This window comes from Stutzerimonas kunmingensis (assembly GCF_900114065.1).
In the GTDB taxonomy this organism is placed as follows: Bacteria; Pseudomonadota; Gammaproteobacteria; order Pseudomonadales; family Pseudomonadaceae; genus Stutzerimonas; species Stutzerimonas kunmingensis.
Window position 1 is genome coordinate 118,809 of the sequence record NZ_FORS01000003.1, and the last position, 19,639, is coordinate 138,447.

21 protein-coding genes, 1 pseudogene and 1 riboswitch are annotated in these 19,639 nt (G+C 64.3%); of the genes and pseudogenes, 13 read left to right on the plus strand and 9 right to left on the minus strand.

Going from position 1 to position 19,639, the window contains the following annotated elements; translation table 11 throughout:
* Nucleotides 1–2 precede the first annotated feature (2 nt).
* The 9 genes and pseudogenes from BM275_RS08670 to BM275_RS08710 all read left to right on the plus strand — a co-directional run bounded on the left by BM275_RS08670 (nt 3) and on the right by BM275_RS08710 (nt 6,979).
* On the plus strand, nt 3–302 hold the full coding sequence (locus tag BM275_RS08670) for a malonate decarboxylase subunit delta (protein WP_045423103.1): 300 nt from the start codon (nt 3–5) through the stop codon (nt 300–302).
* Nucleotides 295–1,161 carry a biotin-independent malonate decarboxylase subunit beta gene (locus tag BM275_RS08675; RefSeq protein ID WP_090520677.1) on the plus strand — a complete coding sequence of 289 codons (867 nt, stop codon included), beginning with the start codon at nt 295–297 and terminating at the stop codon, nt 1,159–1,161. Before BM275_RS08670 ends, BM275_RS08675 begins: the two co-directional genes overlap by 8 nt.
* Nucleotides 1,158–1,943, plus strand: a complete 786-nt coding sequence (gene mdcE / locus BM275_RS08680) for a biotin-independent malonate decarboxylase subunit gamma (RefSeq protein WP_090520679.1) — start codon at nt 1,158–1,160, stop codon at nt 1,941–1,943. The genes BM275_RS08675 and mdcE overlap by 4 nt, the downstream gene beginning before the upstream one ends.
* 71 nt (nt 1,944–2,014) lie before the next feature.
* A complete protein-coding gene (locus tag BM275_RS08685) occupies nt 2,015–2,632 on the plus strand; it encodes a malonate decarboxylase holo-ACP synthase (RefSeq protein ID WP_041013876.1) in 618 nt (205 codons plus the stop codon).
* Nucleotides 2,629–3,555, plus strand: a complete 927-nt coding sequence (gene mdcH, locus BM275_RS08690) for a malonate decarboxylase subunit epsilon (protein WP_041013877.1) — start codon at nt 2,629–2,631, stop codon at nt 3,553–3,555. The genes BM275_RS08685 and mdcH overlap by 4 nt, the downstream gene beginning before the upstream one ends.
* Before the next feature lie 120 nt (nt 3,556–3,675).
* Nucleotides 3,676–4,074 carry a malonate transporter subunit MadL gene (gene madL / locus BM275_RS08695; RefSeq protein ID WP_014818589.1) on the plus strand — a complete coding sequence of 133 codons (399 nt, stop codon included), beginning with the start codon at nt 3,676–3,678 and terminating at the stop codon, nt 4,072–4,074.
* A gap of 3 nt (nt 4,075–4,077) precedes the next feature.
* Complete coding sequence (madM, locus tag BM275_RS08700) at nt 4,078–4,842, plus strand: malonate transporter subunit MadM (RefSeq protein WP_014818590.1); 765 nt, start codon at nt 4,078–4,080, stop codon at nt 4,840–4,842.
* A 47-nt stretch (nt 4,843–4,889) separates the two neighbouring features.
* Nucleotides 4,890–5,300 (plus strand): annotated as a pseudogene (locus BM275_RS08705) (methyl-accepting chemotaxis protein); the annotation flags it as partial.
* Nucleotides 5,301–5,472: 172 nt separating this feature from the next.
* Nucleotides 5,473–5,560, plus strand: a riboswitch (glycine riboswitch).
* 159 nt (nt 5,561–5,719) lie between these two features.
* Complete coding sequence (locus tag BM275_RS08710; protein WP_023444063.1) at nt 5,720–6,979, plus strand: D-amino acid dehydrogenase; 1,260 nt, start codon at nt 5,720–5,722, stop codon at nt 6,977–6,979.
* A 124-nt stretch (nt 6,980–7,103) separates the two neighbouring features.
* Here the strand turns inward: BM275_RS08710 and BM275_RS08715 are convergent, their stop codons facing one another.
* The 3 genes from BM275_RS08715 to BM275_RS08725 are packed head-to-tail and all read right to left on the minus strand — an operon-like array spanning nt 7,104 to nt 9,287.
* Nucleotides 7,104–8,021, minus strand: a complete 918-nt coding sequence (locus BM275_RS08715) for a LysR family transcriptional regulator (RefSeq protein WP_003303887.1) — start codon at nt 8,019–8,021, stop codon at nt 7,104–7,106.
* Nucleotides 8,022–8,079: 58 nt separating this feature from the next.
* Nucleotides 8,080–8,721 (minus strand): DUF1109 domain-containing protein, encoded by a 642-nt coding sequence (locus BM275_RS08720; RefSeq protein ID WP_041013879.1) that lies wholly within the window; start codon nt 8,719–8,721, stop codon nt 8,080–8,082.
* Complete coding sequence (locus BM275_RS08725) at nt 8,718–9,287, minus strand: sigma-70 family RNA polymerase sigma factor (RefSeq protein WP_023444061.1); 570 nt, start codon at nt 9,285–9,287, stop codon at nt 8,718–8,720. The genes BM275_RS08720 and BM275_RS08725 overlap by 4 nt, the downstream gene beginning before the upstream one ends.
* A gap of 191 nt (nt 9,288–9,478) precedes the next feature.
* Here BM275_RS08725 and BM275_RS08730 point away from each other — a divergent pair, with 191 nt between their 5' ends.
* Genes BM275_RS08730 through BM275_RS08745 form a run of 4 tightly spaced genes read left to right on the plus strand, consistent with a single transcriptional unit; the run spans nt 9,479 to nt 11,840 of the window.
* Nucleotides 9,479–9,751 (plus strand): BufA1 family periplasmic bufferin-type metallophore, encoded by a 273-nt coding sequence (locus BM275_RS08730; RefSeq protein ID WP_041013880.1) that lies wholly within the window; start codon nt 9,479–9,481, stop codon nt 9,749–9,751.
* Between the two features lie 16 nt (nt 9,752–9,767).
* Entirely contained in the window at nt 9,768–10,595 is an 828-nt protein-coding gene (gene bufB, locus BM275_RS08735) for an MNIO family bufferin maturase (RefSeq protein ID WP_041013888.1), read from the plus strand.
* Nucleotides 10,592–11,368, plus strand: a complete 777-nt coding sequence (locus BM275_RS08740; protein WP_090520681.1) for an HvfC/BufC N-terminal domain-containing protein — start codon at nt 10,592–10,594, stop codon at nt 11,366–11,368. The genes bufB and BM275_RS08740 overlap by 4 nt, the downstream gene beginning before the upstream one ends.
* A 10-nt stretch (nt 11,369–11,378) precedes the next feature.
* A complete protein-coding gene (locus BM275_RS08745) occupies nt 11,379–11,840 on the plus strand; it encodes a DoxX family protein (RefSeq protein WP_090520683.1) in 462 nt (153 codons plus the stop codon).
* Nucleotides 11,841–11,860: 20 nt separating this feature from the next.
* On the opposite strand, the gene BM275_RS08750 is transcribed toward BM275_RS08745, so the two are convergent.
* The 6 genes from BM275_RS08750 to BM275_RS08775 form a co-directional block, all read right to left on the minus strand.
* A complete protein-coding gene (locus BM275_RS08750) occupies nt 11,861–12,067 on the minus strand; it encodes a hypothetical protein (RefSeq protein WP_041013889.1) in 207 nt (68 codons plus the stop codon).
* Nucleotides 12,068–12,232: 165 nt separating this feature from the next.
* Nucleotides 12,233–14,374: a lipase family protein gene (locus tag BM275_RS08755; RefSeq protein ID WP_238144070.1), complete on the minus strand. Its 2,142-nt coding sequence runs from the start codon at nt 14,372–14,374 to the stop codon at nt 12,233–12,235.
* A gap of 6 nt (nt 14,375–14,380) precedes the next feature.
* Entirely contained in the window at nt 14,381–15,124 is a 744-nt protein-coding gene (locus BM275_RS08760) for a hypothetical protein (RefSeq protein ID WP_045666204.1), read from the minus strand.
* A gap of 10 nt (nt 15,125–15,134) precedes the next feature.
* Nucleotides 15,135–15,974, minus strand: coding sequence for a DUF4123 domain-containing protein (locus tag BM275_RS08765; RefSeq protein ID WP_041013882.1), 840 nt, complete (start codon nt 15,972–15,974; stop codon nt 15,135–15,137).
* Complete coding sequence (locus tag BM275_RS08770) at nt 15,971–18,106, minus strand: type VI secretion system Vgr family protein (RefSeq protein WP_090520685.1); 2,136 nt, start codon at nt 18,104–18,106, stop codon at nt 15,971–15,973. Before BM275_RS08770 ends, BM275_RS08765 begins: the two co-directional genes overlap by 4 nt.
* A gap of 15 nt (nt 18,107–18,121) precedes the next feature.
* On the minus strand, nt 18,122–19,630 hold the full coding sequence (locus BM275_RS08775; protein WP_041015116.1) for a sigma-54 interaction domain-containing protein: 1,509 nt from the start codon (nt 19,628–19,630) through the stop codon (nt 18,122–18,124).
* Nucleotides 19,631–19,639: the final 9 nt, after the last annotated feature.

Consider the following 19,639-nt stretch of genomic DNA (forward strand, 5'->3'; position numbering starts at 1 on the left):
ACATGGAAACCCTGTCTTTCGAATTCCCCGCCGGGCAACCTGCCCGCGGCAAGGCCCTGGTCGGCGTGGTCGGCTCGGGCGATCTGGAAGTGCTGCTCGAACCCGGCCAGGCCGGCAAGCTGGCGATCCAGGTGGTCACCTCGGTCAATGGCGCCGAGCAGCGCTGGCAGCAGCTGTTCGAGCGGATGTTCCGCGAGCAGAACCTGCCGGCACTGAACATCGACATTCACGATTTTGGGGCCACGCCCGGCGTAGTGCGTCTGCGCCTGGAGCAGGGACTGGAGGAGGTCGGCCATGACTGATGTGTCCGCTAACACCGTGGCCCGTTTACTTGAGTCGCGCAGCTTCGTCGAACTCGGCGCCCGCCAGCGTGCCCGCGCACTGCTGGACGAAGGTAGCTTCCGCGAATTGCTCGATCCGTTCGATCGCGTCACCTCGCCCTGGCTGCCGAAGCAGGGCATCGTCACCCAGGCCGACGACGGCGTGGTGGTCGCCAAGGGCACCATCGACGGCCAGCCGGCGGTGATTGCCGCCATCGAAGGCGCCTTCCAGGGCGGCAGCATGGGCGAGGTCGGCGGCGCGAAGATTGCCGGCGCGCTGGAACTGGCTGCCGAAGACAACCGCAACGGCATCCCGACCCGCGCCGTGCTCTTGCTGGAAACCGGTGGCGTGCGCCTGCAGGAAGCTAACCTGGGCCTGGCCGCCATCGCCGAGATCCAGGCTGCCATCGTCGAGCTGCGCGACTACCAGCCGGTGATCGGCGTGGTCGCCGGTTCCGTCGGCTGCTTCGGCGGCATGTCCATCGCCGCCGGGCTGTGCAGCTATCTGGTCGTCACCCGCGAGGCCCGCGTCGGCCTCAATGGTCCGCAGGTGATCGAGCAGGAAGCCGGGCTCGACGAGTACGACTCGCGCGACCGCCCGTTCATCTGGAGCCTGACCGGTGGCGAGCAGCGCTACGCCTCGGGTCTGGTGGACGCCTATGTCGCCGACGACACCGACGCCATCCGCGCGCAGCTGCACGAGCTGTTCGCACTCGGCAAGCCGGTGCAGCCGCGCAGCCGCCGCCACGCCTGGTTCCTCCAGCGGCTTGCTGACGTCGATACCCGCACGCAGCTCGATGCTGCCGCCGTGCGTGCCCTCTACGAAGGAGATGCCCAATGAGCCGTGGACTGAACTGGTTGCAAGCCCTGGCCGGCGGTCAGGCACTGGCCGGCTACCCGGCCTCGGTAAAGGTGGTCGATGGCACCCTCGGTGAGCGTGCCGCCCGCTATATCGCCGTGGTGCCGGACGCCGAGAATCCATTCCCGCGCGCGCGCAATGGCGAGGTCGGCCTGCTCGAAGGCTGGGCGCTGGGCCAGGCGCTGGACGAGGTGATCGCCGCCGATCGCGACAAGGCGGAAAAGCGTGTGGTAATCGCCGTGGTCGACGTGCCGAGCCAGGCCTATGGCCGCCGCGAAGAGGCGCTGGGCATTCACCAGGCGCTGGCCGGTGCGGTGGACGGCTATGCCCGTGCGCGGCTGGCCGGGCATCCGGTGATCGCGCTGCTGGTGGGCAAGGCGATGTCCGGCGCCTTTCTCGCTCATGGCTATCAGGCCCAGCGGATCATCGCCCTGCGCGATCCGGGCGTGATGGTGCACGCCATGGGCAAGGCTGCCGCCGCGCGCATCACCCTGCGCAGCGTCGAGGAGCTGGAAGCCCTGGCCGAATCGGTGCCGCCGATGGCCTACGACATCGACAACTACGCGACCCTTGGCCTGCTCTGGGAAACCCTTTCGGTGGACAGCATCGAGCAGCCCTCGGCGGACGACCTGCAGCGCGTGCGTGATTGCCTGAACAAGGCGGTGGCGGACATCGGCAGCAGCAGCGACCTGCGCGGCCGTCTGGGCGCGCCGAATCGCGAGGCGTCGTCGCGGGTGCGCGAGCTGTTGCGCGCGCAGTGGTAGCGAACACCTGAGCGGCCGTATCCGCCGAACCCATCAGCGACTCGACAACAACAATCACGAGGAGGCTGTAGATGCACGACACTCCCCGCCCCCACGACCTGCTCTGGGGCATGCGTCCCGAGCAACTGCCGGCCGATGCGCCCGCCTGGGCGGTCGCTGTGCTCGCCGCTGGCCAGCCGGTGGTGGTGCGGCGTGCGCGTGTGGCCGTCGGCCTGGTCGCGGTGGGGCTGCGGGGTGCGACGCGTGATCAACGCCTGGCCGCGCTGATGCCGGTTGAGGCGATCAGTCATCGGCTGGTGCCGGAAGATCTGCTCGCTCGACAGGCCAGTGAGGATCTGCCGGTGTTCCGCGTGCTGGCCGAGCTACGCCCCTTGCTCGATGCGCTGGGCCACGCCTGGGGCGTCACCGGATCGGCCGGTTTTCAACTCGCCACCGGGCTGCCGACGGCGCACCCGGACAGCGATCTTGATCTGCTGCTCAGAGCCGAACGCCCACTGCCACGCAGCGAAGCGCGCCCGCTGTTGCAGCTGCTGGAAGGCCGCGCCTGCCGCGTCGACCTGCAGCTGGAAACCCCGCTGGGCGGTGTGGCGCTCAGGGAATGGACCGGTGGCGCCGCGCGGGTGCTGGTCAAGACCGCGGACGGACCCCGGCTGGTCGTCGATCCCTGGACCGCGGAGCGTGCGGCATGAGCAGCCTGTTCGCCTTTCCCGGCCAGGGCGCGCAGAAACCCGGCATGCTCCAGCGCCTGCCGCAGGAGCCCGAAGTGCACGAATGCCTGACGCAAGCCAGTGCGGTGCTGGGTGAGGATGCGCTGCTGCTCGATTCGGCCGACGCGTTGCAATCGACCCGTGCCGTGCAGCTCTGCCTGCTGATCGCCGGTGTCGCCGGAGCGCGGCTGCTGATGCGCGATGGCCAGCGGCCGGACTATGTCGCCGGGCTGTCCATCGGTGCCTACGCCGCGGCGGTGGTCGCCGGGGCGCTGGACTATCGCGATGCGGTGCGACTGGTTGCGCTGCGTGGCGAGCTGATGCAGCGGGCGTACCCGCACGGCTACGGCATGACCGCCATCCTCGGCCTGTCGCTGGGCACTGTCGAGGGCCTGCTGACGGAGGCCGCGGAGCCCGCCTACCTGGCCAATATCAACGCCGACAACCAGCTCGTCATCGCCGGCAGCGACGCCGCCATGGCCGCGGTCGCCGCCCGCGCCAAGGCCCTCGGCGCCTCCTGTGCGCGGCGCTTGGCGATGAGCGTGCCGTCGCACTGCGCGTTGCTCGAGCAGCCGGCGCGGCAGCTGGCCGAAGCCTTCGCCAACGTCAGCCTGCGCGCTCCGCAAGTTCGCTATCTGAGCAGTTCGTCCGCACGCCCGATATTCGATAGCGAGCGTCTGCGCGACGACCTGGCCTTCAACATGTGCCGCGTCGTCGACTGGCACGGCACCCTGCGCACCGCTTACGAACGCGGCGTGCGCTTGCATATCGAACTGCCCCCGGGCTCGGTACTGACCGGCCTGGCACGACGGGTTTTCGAACAGGGTACGCTGGCCGCTTTCGACGGCGCCCGGCTCGACACACTGGACGCCTTGCTGCGTCAGGAGGGCAGCCAGAGCCGATAGACCGCGTGCACATTCAGCGCGAGCAAGCCTTACTCGCGGCTGATCGATGGATAAAAACAACTACCTCGACAACACGCGCCAAGCCCTCTGCAGGCGGCGCAACCAAAAAGGACAAGAACAATGATCATCTTTGGTGTGGCCTTCCTGGCCTTGTGTACCCTCACCGGCATTTTCGCCGGCGAGCTGCTGGGCAAGCTGCTGGGCGTACCGGCAAACGTCGGCGGCGTGGGTATCGCCATGGTCCTGCTGATCCTGCTCGGCAGCTACCTGAAGAAGCGCGGCCTGTTCAACATGGAGACCGAACAGGGGGTGAAATTCTGGAGTGCCGTGTACATCCCGATCGTGGTCGCGATGGCGGCGCAACAGAACGTCTACGGCGCCCTCAGCGGCGGCCCGATGGCCATTCTCGCCGGTGTGGCGGCTGTCGCCGTGGCCTTCGCGCTGGTGCCGGTGCTCGACCGGATCGGCAGAAAAAAGCTTGAAGCCGATGAAGCCAAGCCACTGACCACGGAGGGTTGATCCATGTACGAATCTCTGATGAAAGTGATCTCCGGCTACGGCCTGATCAGCGGCTTCGCCATCATCGGCGCGACCATGTGGATCTCCTACTGGCTGTCGGACAAGCTCACCAAGGGACGCCTGCACGGCTCGGCGGTCGCCATCCTCATCGGCCTGTTGCTGTCGTACATCGGCGGCGTGGTGACCGGCGGGCAGAAGGGCCTGGTGGATATCGCGCTGTTCTCCGGCATCGGCCTGCTCGGCGGCGCCATGCTGCGTGACTTCGCCATCGTCGCCACCGGTTTCGGCGTCAGTGTGGAAGAGCTCAAGCGCGCCGGGATGGTGGGCGTGCTGGCGCTGTTCGTCGGCGTGTTCTCCTCCTTCATCGCCGGCGTCGCGGTGGCCATGGCGTTCGGCTACACCGACGCGGTCAGCCTGACCACCATCGGCACGGGCGCTGTGACCTACATCGTCGGCCCGGTCACCGGCGCGGCGATTGGTGCCAGCTCCGAAGTTATGGCGCTGTCGATCGCCGCAGGCCTGGTCAAGGCGATTCTGGTGATGATCGCGACGCCGTTCGTGGCGCCGATGATCGGCCTGAACAACCCCCGTGCCGCGGTGATCTTCGGCGGCCTGATCGGTACCTCCAGCGGTGTGGCCGGCGGCCTGGCGGCCACCGATGCCCGCCTGGTGCCTTACGGCTGCCTGACTGCGGCTTTCTACACCGCGCTGGGCTGCCTGCTCGGGCCATCGCTGCTGTTCTTCGTCATGCGCGGATTGTTGGGCTGAGCTGCCCCCCGCTGTAATTCCCCGCCATACGCAGCGCGCCCTTCAGTTTCGCCGTGGTGGCCGACGAGGTGCGCGGCCTGGCGTTGCGCACCCAGCAGTCGACGGCGCAGATCGAGGAGCTGATCGGCAATCTGCAGAAGGGCGCGCTGCATGCCTCGTCGCTGATGGACAGCAGCCGCGGCCTGGCCGATGAGACGGTCAGGCTGGCGCGTGATGTCGGCGACGAGTTGCAGGCCATTACCCGCACGATCTCGACCATCCAGGCCATGAACATGCAGATCGCTACGGCGTCGGAAGAGCAGAGTTCGGTGGCCGAAGACATCAACCGCAGCGTGCTCAGCGTGCGCGATGTGGCCGAGCAGTCGGCCGCCGCCGCGCAGCAGACCGCGGCCTCGACGGTGCAGCTGGCGCGGCTTGGCAGCGAGCTGCAGGAGCTGACCGCGCGCTTCCAGGTCTGAAGCGATCCGCACAGCCGGTGCGGGGTGCGGGGTGCGGGGTGCGATCTGCTGCGCCCTTGCCCGGCCTCTCGTCTCCTCGGCCCAACGTCGGGGGTTACAGCGGTAGGTTTTTCTGGCAGGGTGTCTCTGCGATTGTGTGACGATTTGCCACAGCTGGCGGTCGACGCGAATCGATGTGATTGCGGGAGAGACTGCCGCATGGCAGCGCCGAAGGAGCAACCGCCCCGGAAACTCTCAGGCAAAAGGACCGCTATCACTGCTGACACTCTGAAGAGCCGCCCGGTTTTCGTCGCCGGGCGCACCGAAGGAGCAAGCGAGCCGTCACGCGCTCGTGAATCTCTCAGGTCCAGAACAGAGGGGGCGCCCGCCGCGCGTTGGGCGCACGGGCTATGACCCCCTGACGTTCTGGAGCGACAACAATGAAAACAATCGCAGTCATCGGTGGCGGTATCACCGGCGTCACCACCGCCTATGCCCTGGCCAAGCGCGGCTTCTCGGTCACCCTGCTGGAAAAGCACCGCTACGCGGCGATGGAAACCTCGTTCGCCAACGGCGGCCAGCTATCGGCCTCCAATGCCGAGGTCTGGAACCACTGGTCGACCATCGTCAAGGGCCTCAAGTGGATGCTCAAGAGCGATGCGCCGCTGCTGGTCAATCCCAAGCCCAGCTGGCACAAGCTCTCCTGGTTCGCCGAGTTCATCGGCTCGATCCCAAATTACCGGCAGAACACCATCGAAACCGCACGCCTGGCCATCGCCGCGCGCGAGCACCTGTTCGCCTGGGCAGAAGCCGAAGGCATCGACTTCGACCTGAAGAAGAAGGGCATCCTGCACATCTACCGTGACAAGGCCGGTTTCGAGCATGCCGGGCTGGTCTCGCGCCTGCTTGCCGAAGGCGGCCTGCCGCGGCGCAGCGTGACGCCGGAAGAGATGCGCGCCATCGAACCGACCCTGGCCGGCACCTACTACGGCGGCTATTTCACCGAGTGCGATTCCACCGGAGACATCCACAAGTTCACCCATGGCCTGGCCACGGCGATCGAGCGGCTCGGCGTGCGCTGCCTGTATGGCGAGGACGTGCAGGCGGTGGCCACTGACGGCAAGCGCGCTACCGTGACGCTGGGCGGCGTTGCCGGTGGCGAGCGGCTGGAGTTCGACGGCCTGGTGATCTGCGCCGGCACCGCCAGCCGTGATCTCGCCGCGCAGCTCGGCGACCGGGTGAACATCTATCCGGTCAAGGGCTACTCGATCACGGTCAACCTGGCCGACGAAGTCAGCCGTGCCTCGGCACCCATCGTCAGCCTGCTCGACGATGAAACCAAGCTGGTCAGCAGCCGCCTCGGCGACGACCGCTTCCGCGTCGCCGGCACCGCCGAGTTCAACGGCTACAACCGCGACATCCGTGCCGATCGCATCCGCCCGCTGGTGGACTGGGTCAACCAGTGCTTCCCCGGTGTGAACACCCGCAGCGTAGTGCCCTGGGCCGGCCTGCGGCCGATGATGCCGAACATGATGCCCAAGGTCGGCCGTGGCAGTTCGCCCTGCGTGTTCTACAACACCGGCCACGGGCACCTGGGCTGGACGCTGAGCGCGATCACCGCGGACATGGTCGGTGACGTGGTGGCGCAAAGCCTGGGCCGGCCGGCTCCGGTCGCGTCCGGGCAAACAGCCGTCGCATAACGCAGTCGGCCGTAGGGTGGAACACGGCAAAGCCTCTTCCACCACTGCTGCGACGATCATCCCAGCCCGTCTGGCCATATGCCGACGCGTGGAAAGCCGCTGCGCGGATTTTCCCTGCACCGCTTCAGCTCGGATGTTTCAAGCTGTACATCCGGCATTCGGCGAGCAGCGCCAGCAGGTTGGGGTCGCGTTCCTTGGCCTTGAGGAACACCACGCCGATATGCTGCTGCAGGTGATAACGCGCCTGTAGTGGGATCAGCCGCACCCGCGATTCGTAGACCATTCCCACGCGCCCCGGCAACAGCGCATAGCCGACCCCGGAATTGACCATGCTGAGCAGGGTGAAGATGTCGTTCACCTGCATCGCCACCTTCGGCTCGAAGCCCGCCAGCTGGAACACCCGGTTGCCGTCCTGGTGGGTGGCGAAGCCCTGCGACAGGGTGATGAAGGTGGCGTCGCGCAGGTCGCTGAGGTCCACCTCGCTCTGATTGGCGAAGGGCGAGTCGGCTGGCGCGGCGAGGAAGATGTCGTCGGAAAACAGCTGCACCTGGGCACAGTCCGGGTCGGCCACGCTTTCGTTGAGCGACACCAGAATGGCGTCCAGCTCCATGTTCTTCAGCTTGTAGAGCAGGTCGACGTTGGAGCCCAGGATCAGGTCGATGTTGAGTTCGCTGCGGCGCAGTTTCAGACCCATGATCAGCTGCGGCACGGTCTTCACCGTCAGCGAATACAGCGCGCCGAGCTTGAAGCGCTCGGCCGAGAAACCGGCTGCCTCTCGGGTCTGGCGCACCGTCTCGAGCACGTCCTTGACCAGCTGCTGGGCGCGCTCTTCCAGCACATAGGCGCTTTCCAGCGGGATCAGGTTGCGCCCCTCGTGCTTGAACAGCGGGCAGCGCAGCGCGCTTTCCAGGGAGTGGATGGCGCGGTGCACGCTGACGTTGCTGGTGTTCAGCTCCACCGCGGCCTTGCCCAGATTGCCGCTGCGCATGAAGGCCAGAAACACTTCCAGCTTCTTCAGGGTCAGTTCTTCGTCGATCTGCATGGCTTCGGCTCCGCGGGCGGGTCGACGATTATGCCGGACGAGGGCGCACTGCGGCGCCTCACCAGCGCAGCAGGCGCGGCCCGAGGAGTGTACCGAGCACGCCGGGCAGCAAGATGCCGAGCAGGTACCAGAGCGCCCAGAACGGCACCGCCATCTCCGGGCAGTGCAGGCTGTAGGCGAGGGCCGCGATGCTACCGGCGAGCAGGCCGGCAGCGCCGCCGGCCAGGCGCGGGCGCGTCGGCGCCAGCCCGCGCAACGCCAAGAACGCGGCGATGAAGGCGGGGATCGACAGCAGCGCGATATTCGCCAGGCACTCGCGCCAGGTGTTGCCGAGCAGCAGCGGCACGCGCGTGTCGGCCGGGGCGGTAATCAGAATCACCAGTGCGGCGACCCAGACGATCACTACCGGCGCCGCCAGCAGCAGCCAGCTGCGATCTACCCGCGTGCCGGGGCGGGCCATGCGCGTGGTCAGCAACAGCGCACCGAAGAGCAGGGTCGCCGGCAGTGCCAGCTTGGCCCAGAACAGCGGCGTGGTGGCGATCACCGCCAGGTCTGCGCGGATGCCATAACCCGTCACGATCAGCAACAGCGCGCCGGCCAGGCCGCACAGCAGCGCCGTGGCGAAGCGCTTGGCGACGACGTGCCGGTCCACCGGTGCAACCTCGCTGGCGAGTAGGGCGATCAGGTCATCGGTTTTCATGAGCCACCTCGAATCTTCGCCGCCAGGGCCTTGAGCCCGCGATGGATGCCGACCTTGATCGCCGAGCTGGAAAGCCCGGTCAGACGCGCAGTTTCTTCCACCGAGCGGCCCTCCAGTTTGACGTGAACGATGGGTAGTCGCTGGCGTGGCGGCAGCTGCTGGAGCAGCTTGCCCAGGTCGCGGCGGGCCTCGGCCTGCGCGTTGTCCTGTACGGCGAGCAGCTCGTCGGCCTCGTCCAGCCAGTCCGTCTGCGCGGCCTGACGGCCACGGGTGCGGTAGTGGTCGGCCAGCTTGTAGCGACAGATCGCCTGCACCCAGACCGTCAGCGGCTGCTCCGCACGATAGGTCTGCCGCGCATTGTGTACGGCCAGCAGAACCTCCTGCAGCACATCTTCCAGCTCGTCCGGCTGCGGCAGGCGGCGACGCAGAAAACCGCGCAGATGGCCGCCGAGCTGGTCGAGGAATGCCCGGTAGGCCTTCGCATTGCCATCGAGCCCGCGCAGCAGCAGCGCGCGCAGCTCGTTCTCGCGGGCCTGGAGTGTCTCCTGAGAGGTAATTCGTTCCATCGGCTGCTCTGGTTACAGGTGGAATCGCGAAATGTCCGCCGCCCGTCGACCAGGGTCACGGTAGGGACGTCGCGAGGAAATCTCAAAATAATTTTTTGCTGACTGTAACCACCACGACTGACGCAGCGAATTACCTGAAGAGCCATCTGCAGATTCGCCGATGGCCACTCAACGATTGCGGAGAATCCAACATGAAGGCTCTCAACCTTGCGGCTGCCGCCATTGCCCTGGCTTCGATCGCCGCTGGCGCTCAGGCAGGCGAGAACGACAAAGGCGACATGGAAAAATGCTACGGCGTCGCGCTGGCCGGACAGAACGATTGCAAGGCCGGTGCCGGCACCAGTTGCGCCGGCAGTTCCAAGCGCGATTACCAAGGCAACGCATGGAAACTGGTGCCCGTCGGTACCTGCACCTCGATCGAGACGCCCAAGGGAATGGGCTCGCTGACGCCGGGCGAGCGCTGAGCCTAGCGTGCCGGCCATGCAGATTCTCGGAGCAGGACTAGGGCTAAAACCCGAGCATTACACGGACGCCTGCGCCTGCGTGGCGGACGGGCTGTGGTTCGAGGTCCATCCGGAAAACTACATGGTCGGCGGCGGCCCACGGCTCGACTGGCTGGAGGCAGTGGGCGCGCAGCACCCGCTGTCGCTGCACGGTGTGTCGCTGTCGCTGGCTGCCGACTGTGCGCCGGATGAGACGCACCTGCAGCGGCTCAAGGCGCTGGCCGAACGTGTGCGGCCGGCGTTGATCTCCGAACACCTGGCCTGGTCGAGCTGGCGCGGCAATTACCATCCTGATCTGTTGCCATTTCCGCGGACGATGGCGGCGCTGCGGCGAATCGCGGAGAACATCGAGCGCACCCAGGAGATGCTTGGGCAGCGCATCGCCATCGAGAATCCCAGCCATTACCTGCGCTTCGAGCAACATGAATGGAACGAGATCGATTTTCTCGCCGAGCTCAGCCAGCGCACCGGCTGCGGCTTGCTGCTGGACGTCAACAACGTGCAGGTCAGCGCGCACAACCTGGGTTTCGATGCCGACGCGTACCTGCGGTGTTTTCCCGCCGCGCCGATCATGGAGGTCCACCTTGCCGGGCACAGCCAGGATGACGCATCCTCGCTGCTGATCGACTCCCACGATGCACCGGTGGACGCGGCGGTCTGGGCGCTCTATCGGCAACTGATCGAGCGTATCGGCCCGCGCCCGACGTTGATCGAACGCGACGACAAGCTGCCCCCCTTCGAGACGCTGCTGGCCGAGCGCACCCGTGCCCAGCAGGTGCTCGATGAAGTGAGGGCCTGGCAATGAGCGGCTCGCTGGCGGCATTTCAGGACGCCTTCGTCGCGGCGCTGACCGACGCGCTCGGCAGTGCGGCGGGCGAGGTCGCTGCGCTGGTCGGGCAGCCGGGTTTCGCGGTCTACCGCAACACGCTGGCCAAGGGCTGTGTCGATGCACTGCGCGCCAATTTCCCTGCCGTCGAACGATTGGTGGGGGAGGAATGGTTTGCCGCCGCCGCGACGCTGTACGCTCGCGAGATGCCGCCGCGCAGTGGCCCGTTGCTTGAGTACGGTGAGGATTTTCCGGCGCTCCTGCAGGGCTTCGAACCGGCGCGTGAGCTGCCCTATCTGTCTGGTGTCGCGCAGTTGGACCTGCTCTGGCTCGAGGTATTCAGCGCCGTGGAACAACCGGTCCTTGCGCTCGCTGCCTTGGCGAAACAAACCCCGCAGCAGCTTGCCCGGCAGACGCTCGTTCCGCGCGCCGCGCTGCGTTGGCGGTGGTTCGCCGAGCTGCCGGTTTTCAGCATCTGGAGTTGCACCCGTGAAGGACGTGTGGTGCCGGCAGAGCTGGTCTGGCAAGGCGAAGGGGTACTGCTGAGCCGAAGCGCCGGCCGCATCGGCTGGCAGCCACTCGAACGCGCCGGCTGTGCATTTCTCGATGCCTGTGCCGCTGGCCGGTCACTGGAGCAGGCCTCGGAACAGGCGCTGGCGGTTCAACCGCAACTCGACTTCAACGACCTGCTAGGCCGGCTGCTGGCGGCGGGCGCGTTCGCCGCGCTGGCGCCGACGACGCCATCCACGTGAGGAAACCGTCATGAACGCCATGCACAACCAGCCGCTGCGTTTGCGTCAACAATGGAACGCAGCCGCGCAGCGGTTGCAGCAACTGCTCGGCGATTCGCTGCTGAATCTGCTGGCACGCTTGGCCATCGCGGCGATCTTCCTGCTCTCCGGGCGCACCAAAGTGAACGGGGTGCTGGACATCACCCCGGGCACGTTCGAGCTGTTTCGCAGCGAATACGCATTGCCTTTGCTGCCACCGCATATCGCGGCGCACCTGGCGACCTATGCCGAGCATCTTTTCCCGCTGCTGCTGGTGCTCGGCCTGTTCACGCGGCTGTCGGCGTTGGCACTGCTGCTGATGACGCTGGTGATCCAGCTGTTCGTCTACCCCGACGCCTGGTCGACTCACCTGAGCTGGGCGGCGCTGCTACTACTGCTGATCGGCCGTGGCGCCGGCCGACTCTCGCTCGATCACCTGTGGAGAATTCGCTAGCACCGACCTTAATCGCCACCTCAGGCAGGCACGACGTCCTCATCCTCGGGAATCTCATCGGTGACGAACACAGTGGCGTGATCGCTCTGCGCGTCTTCGATGCGCAGACCAAAGTAAAGGGCATCATTGGCGTCCCAGAACGCCTCGACCTGCTCAAGCGAGGCCTGCTCCAGCAGGACCTGGCCGGTGTGTTCGAGAATGATGGAATAGCGGCGATTGGCGGACATGAAAGTGACTCTGATCATCGGAAGGGCTGCATCCGCAGCTGTGATGTCATTTTGTCACTTCACGCGACTTAATCCCTGTCCGTTCATCGCCCGAGTCTGCTTCTCTGCCGAACGGTTTTGTCGCCTGGAAAACTAGAGCTGGGTTATCACATACGGTGCCGTGCGTTAGGCAATGGCACCGGCGCTTCGTGGCGTGCTGGCCGACAGCCGTTCCGCATTCTGGTCGTCTTCGATGGCGCGCCATTGTGTGATCAGCTCTGGCAGGTCCGGCCGCTCCGCGTGCTCCCCAAAGACGCTGCGCATTGACACCATCCGCTCCGCCTGAGCAAGCAGGCGCTGCTGTGCGCGAGACAATGCGGGGCTTTGTTCGGCTCGAACGCGTTCGCCCTGCTCCACCGCATCGGCGTAGATGGCGCGCAGTTCAAGATCCGTCTTGCCGTAGAAACGCATTACCCCCCTGCGCCTGATCTCCCAGCGGAATTCATTGAAGGAGCGCGCTTGCCAGCTTTCCAGCAGCTGCGCGGTACTCAGGACTTGGGCATAAATGTCGCGAACCTCAGCGTCGGTGAACAGCCTGCCGTTGCGCTGCTCTACGCTGACAGTCCAGCGCAGCAGGTTGGCCAGCGCCGCTCGCGCATAGCCGCTGTCGCTCGAGTGTTGAGAACCTGCGAGCGCAACGCGCTTCGGCATATCTCCATCCAGACCGATTTCGCCGATGGTACGAGCGCAGGTCTGCTCGGCAATCATCGCGCAGCCCGGCTGCCACAGAATCGCCGTCTCGCTGCCCGCGCCGGGCTTGCGCGGCATGAAATGCCATTGCTCCCCGTGATGCTCGTAGGGATCACCTTGAAGGTTCACGATCCCCGCGAGGAGCAGCGCAATGCCGAGAGCCGGTGAGCTATACACCAAAGCTGCACCGGGGAGTGCCAGCCTCCATTCGGCATCCATCCACGGCAGTGGAAGCGCAGGTATGGGGTCGTTGTGATTGACGATACGGTGGTGCGTGAGAGAACGTGCGGCGTTGACGAAGGCCGCGTCGCCCGCGCGTGGGGCGCCGAAGGTGTAGAGGATTACCTTAGGTTTGGTGGGCTTGCGCCGTAGCCATTCGGCCAGCAGGAGTGCAATGGCCCCGCCTAAGCTGTGGCCACATATGATCAGCGTTTGTTCGCCGGTATAAAAGGCATTTAGGTAGCGCTCTACGAATGGCTTTGCAGCCTGAAATCCTTTGTAGAAGCCGCGGTGTGCTTGGCCTTCACCTTCTTCGTATGGCACCTGGCGGGCATCTGCGTCTCGACTGGCGTCGGCCAGAAACTCCTGCGTACCGCGGACGGAAATCAATACGATCTTGTCGTTATGGGTGATGAACGCTTGGGTGTTGGTATCTGTTTCGTTATCCGTGTCGTGCAAGAAGTGCACATCTTCGGGATTTCGCCAGCCCTCCTGTGCTTCCTTTTCATAGCGCGCCGGATCGTAAGGCATGATTTCGAGGCGCTTCGAATAAGGCACTTCTTCACAGAGCAGATGATAGGGGGACGCGGTGTTGAATTGTGTTGGCTGAATCCTGCGTCCTAGCTGGTTCTGAAATACGTGTCCGATGCTGCCAAGCGCTGAATAGGGTGGCGGTGCTGAAGAGTAAGGATTGGTAGAGGTGCTGAATGGGGCGTAGGCGAAGGCGCTCATGACCGCAAGGTGATAGGCATTCAGCGCGCAGAAATCAGCGCCGCGGGAAAGCAACGGACTGTAGGCACGTAGCGCCTTTATCTCGATGACATGGCGCCTGTTACAACCAAGAGCAACGCCTGGCTGGTCTGCTGCTGAGCCTGCGTTCTGTTTTAGTGCCGATGGTGTCGTCCAATTTTCGTCTGGTGTCGGAAGATGGCCTTTGCTCGCTACGAAATTGCTGACTTCGGCTCGTATGAAATAAGCACCTTCTTTTGCTGCGCGTTCTCGCGCTAGATAGGTTTGCCCATCAGTGCGTCGAGGCCCTGCGGGTGATTGTTCCGCTGCCATTTGTATAGCTGTCAGCGGCACCTTGAAAACTTCTCTAATAGAAAGCTCTTCGTACCAAGGATCAATGAAGGTCGTTGCGGGTTGCGATAGTTCGAGCACTATAATGCCAGGATGTACATCCGTTATGTGAGCGAAACCATCGCTATCTAAAAGCCCCTCGTTAACTTGGCCTTGATTATCAAATAGCCTGTAAGGCAATCCAGCGTAAGGTGAGCCCTCTCCATGCTCATCCACAAGGCGGAAGCTAACCCAAGCGTTTTTCAAAGGGCAGCTTAGTTGCTCTGTTGTTCCGGTCATCCTTGGTTATTCCGTGCAATTTGGATAAATGGTGCACTCTTTGTTGTTGTTTCTGTATGTCTTAAACACTGGGGGATCTTGGCACTGCTGCCAGCCCTCCTTAGGTAGACACGGCCTCCACCCTTCGGGAAATTCTATCCAAGTATTATCCCGATAAGGTTTTTCTCTAGGACTTACCGTAAAGGTCAACATGACGGTCTGCTGGGATAGCTGTTTTCTGTTTAGTCGAGCTCCTGCTCCCTTGCAACTAAGTATTTTTGATATTTCTAGGTTTAGCCTGCTTTCTTGGAATAACCATGAGCACTCAGAGCGTATCGGTTCAGGGCGGCCAGGTAGATTGTTGTCATCCTCGGTAGTCGGTTTCGCAACTACCAGCAGTTCGCCGTTATCGTAAGTTTGTTGCCAATCCTTTTCTCCGTAACGGGCCTGGATGAATAATTTGACCCTAACCAGTTGCAGATCACAAAGGCCATCTTGATAACTAACAGGAATCTCGAACTTATACCCATGCAACACCTTTTCGTAATCTTCTTTGAAAGTCTTCACATGACCGCGGCCACTACAACTCTCGGACCCGCCGTAATGAGCTTGGGCCTTCAGTGCGAAATCGGCAGGTAGCTCGCCTTGCAATGTGAAGGTGTCGGCGCCGACCGAGCCAAGCGTGCTGCAACCGCTGAGCAGTAGGCCCAGCAGCGCAGGCCATGCGCGAGCAAGCAGGAAGCGGCTATGGAAAAAGGTGTGAGCAGTCATCTGTTCGATCTCATGCGGAAAGGCTTGAAGTCAGCGCTGAACTGACTCGCGAATAGTGGGCTTCCGGTGTTTCCCTTGCGGTCGGTCGCCAGGCCGGGTGATCGGCCAGTTCGGGGTCGAGCTGGTAGCGGAGCAGAAAGTGCAGTTGCGGCTCGCCGTGCCAGTGCCATTCCTTCGCTTTGTCGAGTTGATGGTCCAGCCAGTCACTCACCACCTGGGTTTCGGCGAGCCGAGTGGTCTCCTGCGTGTGGGTCTGCCATAGCCACAACTCGAGGTTGTGGTGTGCTACGGCACGTTGTACCTGCTCTGGCTCTGGGATGGACAACCAAGGTTTTTCGAAGGGCTCGCGGTACTCTCCTGGCAGCTCGTTATCGAACCATTGCCAGTCCTGACCATCCCAGCAGAGCGCGCTGGTCATTGGGCCAAGCAGCAGAGGACGTTGTGACGCGTCCAGTTCGCCGAGGTGACGCGCGATGATGCGGTTGTCTTGGAATCGATAAAGCGAACGCTGTCCTTGTTCGTCGGCAAAGATGCGAGCTTGCCAGTGCTGAGTGAGCGCAGCCATGTCGGCGTGGTCGACGCTGGCGAGCCAGCCCCAGTTCTGCTCCGGTGCATCGGTCAGCGAACGTAGCTGCGTGAAATTCAGCTCGTTCAGCAATATCAGCCAAGGAGCGGCGCCGGCCATCTCGTCGACCTCGGTACCCTGATAAAGATTGGCGTAGCTGTGCACCAGATCCGTTGAGAACAGGCTAGGCAGCGGAGTCGGTTCTGCAAGGCTGTCGATAACGAGCAGCAGCGGTCGGCCTTTGGTTTGTTGCTCGCTGAGCCAGTGTTCGACCCTGTCGTTCATCGGCCGCCTCCAACTTCACACATCCCCGCCCGGCACGCTTCGCAGATCGGGCAACGGCTGGCGGCAATTTGCCGGGCCTTGCGCGCCAGCTGCAGTTGGGTATTGGCCAGCGCGAGCTTGGGCTTGGCGCCGGCCTTGTCTTGGTCGGCTGCCCAGGGAATCCGAGGAGAGATGACGTTCACGCCTGAACCTGTGCCAGCCGAGCCGCCAGAGTTCATCTTGATGGTCGCGCCGCTCAGCGTCACCCCGCTGGGGTCGAGCTTGAGAAAACTGCCGCCGCCGGAGGCGGTGAGTTCCATGCCTGCGTCGATGACGACCTTGCTGCCGGCGTAGTAGTGGATTTCATTGCCCGCCTCGATGAATTGCCCAGTGCCGATCTTCAGGTGTTGGCTGTTACCCACGGTGAGGTGGTCGTTGGCGCGGATTTCGGTCTTGCGGTCGGCCTGGGTGGTGCGGTGTTCTTCGGCGCGGAATTCGCTGTAGCTGTTGGCCTCGACGGTGTCGTGGCGCTCGTGGCCGACGCGGATCTTCTGGTCGTGCTCGATGTTCTCGTCCCAGTCGCGCTGGGCGTGAATGTAGATCTGCTCGGCGCCCTTGCGGTCTTCGATGCGCAGTTCGTTGTAGCCGCCACCGCCTGGGGAACTCAGGGTCTTGAACACCGTGCGGGTCTTGTTCGCCGGCAGGTCGTAGGGGACCTGGTGTTCCTTGTGGTACAGGCAACCGGTCACCAGCGGCTGGTCGGGGTCGCCTTCGAGGAAGGTGACCAGCACTTCCATGCCGACCCTCGGAATGGCAATGCCGCCATAGCGGTCGCCGGCCCAGCTGGAGGAGACGCGCAGCCAGCAGCTGGTCTTGTCATCGGCCAGGCCTTCACGATCCCAGTGAAATTGAACGCGCACGCGGCCGTATTCATCGCAGTGGATTTCTTCGCCCGCCGGCCCGGTAACTACGGCGGTCTGGCTGCCGAGCACCTTCGGCTTCGGATGCCTCAGAGCCGGGCGAAAGGGGATGTCCCAGGGGGTGGCGGTGAAGTGGTTGCGGTAGCCCTGATGGAAGCCGGAGCTGGTAAGAGCCCCCTCACCCCTGGCCTCTCCCCATAGGGGAGAGGGGGCCAGTCCGTGGTGAGCTGGGACATTGGTAATTGATTCCTCCAGTACCTGTGGCTGCTTACCTTCATGCAGTACCTCGGTCAGCAGCCAGAGCTGGTTCCAGTCGCTGCGCGGGTGTTCGCCGAGCGGGAGGAAGTGCCCGCTCGCCAGTTGCGGCTGGTCGCTTTCGCCTTCGGCCAGTTCGTAGTCGTGGCGGTGGCGCTCCAGGGCGCGTTGCGACAGGTGCTTGCCGCGGGCGCGCTCGGTGAAGCGGCCGGGGTAATCGTAGTCTTCAAGGTCGGGCTGGAAGTCGCTGTGGAATGCGGCCTCCATGGTCAGACGTGGCTTCTCGAAATCGTAATCGCGGCGCGTGACCCGGCTGGTACGGGTTTCCAGGCGCAGGCCGAAGCGTTTGATCACCGGCTGGTCGGCGACCAGACCGCTGTCCTGCTGATAGGCGGTGGCAGCGAGCCTGGGGAAGACGGTCTGGTCATCGCCGAAGACCAGGGCATGATCGGCCGCGCTGTGCTGGAAGTGATAGTGAATGCCCTCTTCCTCGCACAGGCGCTGGATGAAGTGCAGGTCGGTTTCGTCGTACTGCACGCAATATTCGCGCGGCGGGTAGATCACCGGGCCGAGCTGGAAACGGTACGCATCGGCCTGGATGCCGTGTTCCTCAAGCACCTGGGCGACGATCTGCGGCACGCTCAGGTGCTGGAAGATGCGCTGGTTGGTGCGATGGGCGAGGTAGGCCAGCTGCGGCACGAGCGTCAGTCGATAGCGGGTCAGGCGCTGGCCGGATTCACCCTGGGCGGCCTGATGCACCAGTCCATGAATGCCGCTGCCGTCCGGCGCGAAGGAAAGGAAGGCCGGGCGATGCAGCAGGCGTTCCAGATCCAGATCGGGGTGCTCGCTGACCAGTTCCAGGTCGAAGCGATAGGGCTGGCTGATGGCCTCGCGGCCCTGGAATTCGAGCACCTTGAAGTCGTGCTCGATGCCTTCGAGGGAAAGCGTGAAGTGGGCCTGGTTGGCGGGGTTGAACATGGCGTCTTTCCTTCCTTAGAGATCGGCCGGGCTGATATTCAGCCGTTCCATGCGATACAGCAGCGTACGCCGCGGCAGGCCGAGTTCGCGGGCGGCCTGGCTCTGGTTGCCGCCGTTCTTGCGCAGGCAATCCATGAGCAGGCTGCGTTCGACGCGCTCCATGCGTTCGCGCAGGTTCAGGCTGCTGTCCAGGCTCGCCTCCACATGCAGATTGAAGTGCTCCGGCAGCAGTTCACCGCCCTCGCAAAGCAGCACGGCGCGCTCCACCAGCCCCTTCAATTCCCGCACGTTGCCGGGGAAGGCATAGCCTGCCAGACGTTCGAGCGCGGCGTCGGACCAGCGACACAGATCGCGCTGGAGGAACGCGCAGGCCTTGTCGGCGAAATGGCGGGCTAGGCGCAGGATGTCCTCGTCACGCTCGCGCAGCGGCGGCAGTTCGATGGGGAAGTGCGAGAGGCGGTAGAAAAGATCCTCGCGGAACAGGCCGTTCTCCACCTGGCTGCGCAGGTCGCGATGGGTGGCGGCGACGATGCGCACGTCGACCTTGTGGGTTTCGGTTGAGCCCAGCGGGCGCACTTCGCCTTCCTGCAGCACGCGCAACAGCTTGGCCTGCAGCAGCAGCGGCATGTCACCAATCTCGTCGAGGAATAGCGTGCCGCCGTTCGCCGCATCGAGCAGGCCGCTGCGGTCGCGGTCGGCGCCGGTGAAGGCGCCCTTGCGGTAGCCGAACAGCTCACTTTCCAAGAGCTGCTCTGGCAGCGAAGCGCAGTTTTGCACGATGAAGGGCTTGCTACGGCGGAAACCGCAGTCGTGGATGGCGCGCGCCACCAGTTCCTTGCCGGTGCCGGTTTCTCCGGTGAGGAGCACATTGACCGGGCTGTGCAGCACCTTGCCGATCAACTGGTAGACCGCTCGCATGCGTGGGCTGTCGCCGATCAGGCCGTAACCGCTGGCGCAGGGGCTGACCGGTGCGGCGGGTGGCGTGGTGCTGCCGGGCGCGCGCAGGCGTTGGAGCAGATGCAGCTGGGCGAGGCCGAAGGCACCGAGTTGGGCCAGCGAGCCGCTGAAACCGTGCAGCTCGCGCGACTCGGTACTGGCCGTGAGCAGCAGGCCGGCGACGCGCTGTTGCTCGTCCTGCAGCGGCAGGCAGAGCAGGCTACGCCACGGTTTCGGGCTATCCGGCAGGAATCCCGAAGCATGCAGGCTGCTATCCAGTTCGCTGAGGCAAAGGGTCTGGTTCTGGCACAGGCAGTATTGCAGCAGCTGCTCACCGTCATAATCGCTCGGCAGACTGGTTGCTTCGCGTGGCTGCAACAGGCCGTTGTGCCACTCGGCCGAGAGCGTCAGGCGGGTATGGGTGGCGTCCAGCAGATAGAGCTGGCTGAGCTGGCAGTCGCTCAGCTGCGCCGCGGTTTCCACCAGCCCGCCGAGCAGGCTGTCGGCGTTCGCCGCGCGCGCCAGCCCGGCGAAGCGACCGAGCAGGGCCTCGGCATAGCGCAGCGGCTGTGGCACCTGATTGAACATCGCGGACAT

Coding starts and splice junctions, on each gene's coding strand:
- BM275_RS08670 (WP_045423103.1), top strand. CDS start 3: ATGGAAACCCTGTCTTTCGAATTCCCCGCCGGGCAACCTGCCCGCGGC.
- BM275_RS08675 (WP_090520677.1), top strand. CDS start 295: ATGACTGATGTGTCCGCTAACACCGTGGCCCGTTTACTTGAGTCGCGC.
- mdcE (WP_090520679.1), top strand. CDS start 1,158: ATGAGCCGTGGACTGAACTGGTTGCAAGCCCTGGCCGGCGGTCAGGCA.
- BM275_RS08685 (WP_041013876.1), top strand. CDS start 2,015: ATGCACGACACTCCCCGCCCCCACGACCTGCTCTGGGGCATGCGTCCC.
- mdcH (WP_041013877.1), top strand. CDS start 2,629: ATGAGCAGCCTGTTCGCCTTTCCCGGCCAGGGCGCGCAGAAACCCGGC.
- madL (WP_014818589.1), top strand. CDS start 3,676: ATGATCATCTTTGGTGTGGCCTTCCTGGCCTTGTGTACCCTCACCGGC.
- madM (WP_014818590.1), top strand. CDS start 4,078: ATGTACGAATCTCTGATGAAAGTGATCTCCGGCTACGGCCTGATCAGC.
- BM275_RS08710 (WP_023444063.1), top strand. CDS start 5,720: ATGAAAACAATCGCAGTCATCGGTGGCGGTATCACCGGCGTCACCACC.
- BM275_RS08715 (WP_003303887.1), bottom strand. CDS start 8,021: ATGCAGATCGACGAAGAACTGACCCTGAAGAAGCTGGAAGTGTTTCTG.
- BM275_RS08720 (WP_041013879.1), bottom strand. CDS start 8,721: ATGAAAACCGATGACCTGATCGCCCTACTCGCCAGCGAGGTTGCACCG.
- BM275_RS08725 (WP_023444061.1), bottom strand. CDS start 9,287: ATGGAACGAATTACCTCTCAGGAGACACTCCAGGCCCGCGAGAACGAG.
- BM275_RS08730 (WP_041013880.1), top strand. CDS start 9,479: ATGAAGGCTCTCAACCTTGCGGCTGCCGCCATTGCCCTGGCTTCGATC.
- bufB (WP_041013888.1), top strand. CDS start 9,768: ATGCAGATTCTCGGAGCAGGACTAGGGCTAAAACCCGAGCATTACACG.
- BM275_RS08740 (WP_090520681.1), top strand. CDS start 10,592: ATGAGCGGCTCGCTGGCGGCATTTCAGGACGCCTTCGTCGCGGCGCTG.
- BM275_RS08745 (WP_090520683.1), top strand. CDS start 11,379: ATGAACGCCATGCACAACCAGCCGCTGCGTTTGCGTCAACAATGGAAC.
- BM275_RS08750 (WP_041013889.1), bottom strand. CDS start 12,067: ATGTCCGCCAATCGCCGCTATTCCATCATTCTCGAACACACCGGCCAG.
- BM275_RS08755 (WP_238144070.1), bottom strand. CDS start 14,374: ATGACCGGAACAACAGAGCAACTAAGCTGCCCTTTGAAAAACGCTTGG.
- BM275_RS08760 (WP_045666204.1), bottom strand. CDS start 15,124: ATGACTGCTCACACCTTTTTCCATAGCCGCTTCCTGCTTGCTCGCGCA.
- BM275_RS08765 (WP_041013882.1), bottom strand. CDS start 15,974: ATGAACGACAGGGTCGAACACTGGCTCAGCGAGCAACAAACCAAAGGC.
- BM275_RS08770 (WP_090520685.1), bottom strand. CDS start 18,106: ATGTTCAACCCCGCCAACCAGGCCCACTTCACGCTTTCCCTCGAAGGC.
- BM275_RS08775 (WP_041015116.1), bottom strand. CDS start 19,630: ATGTTCAATCAGGTGCCACAGCCGCTGCGCTATGCCGAGGCCCTGCTC.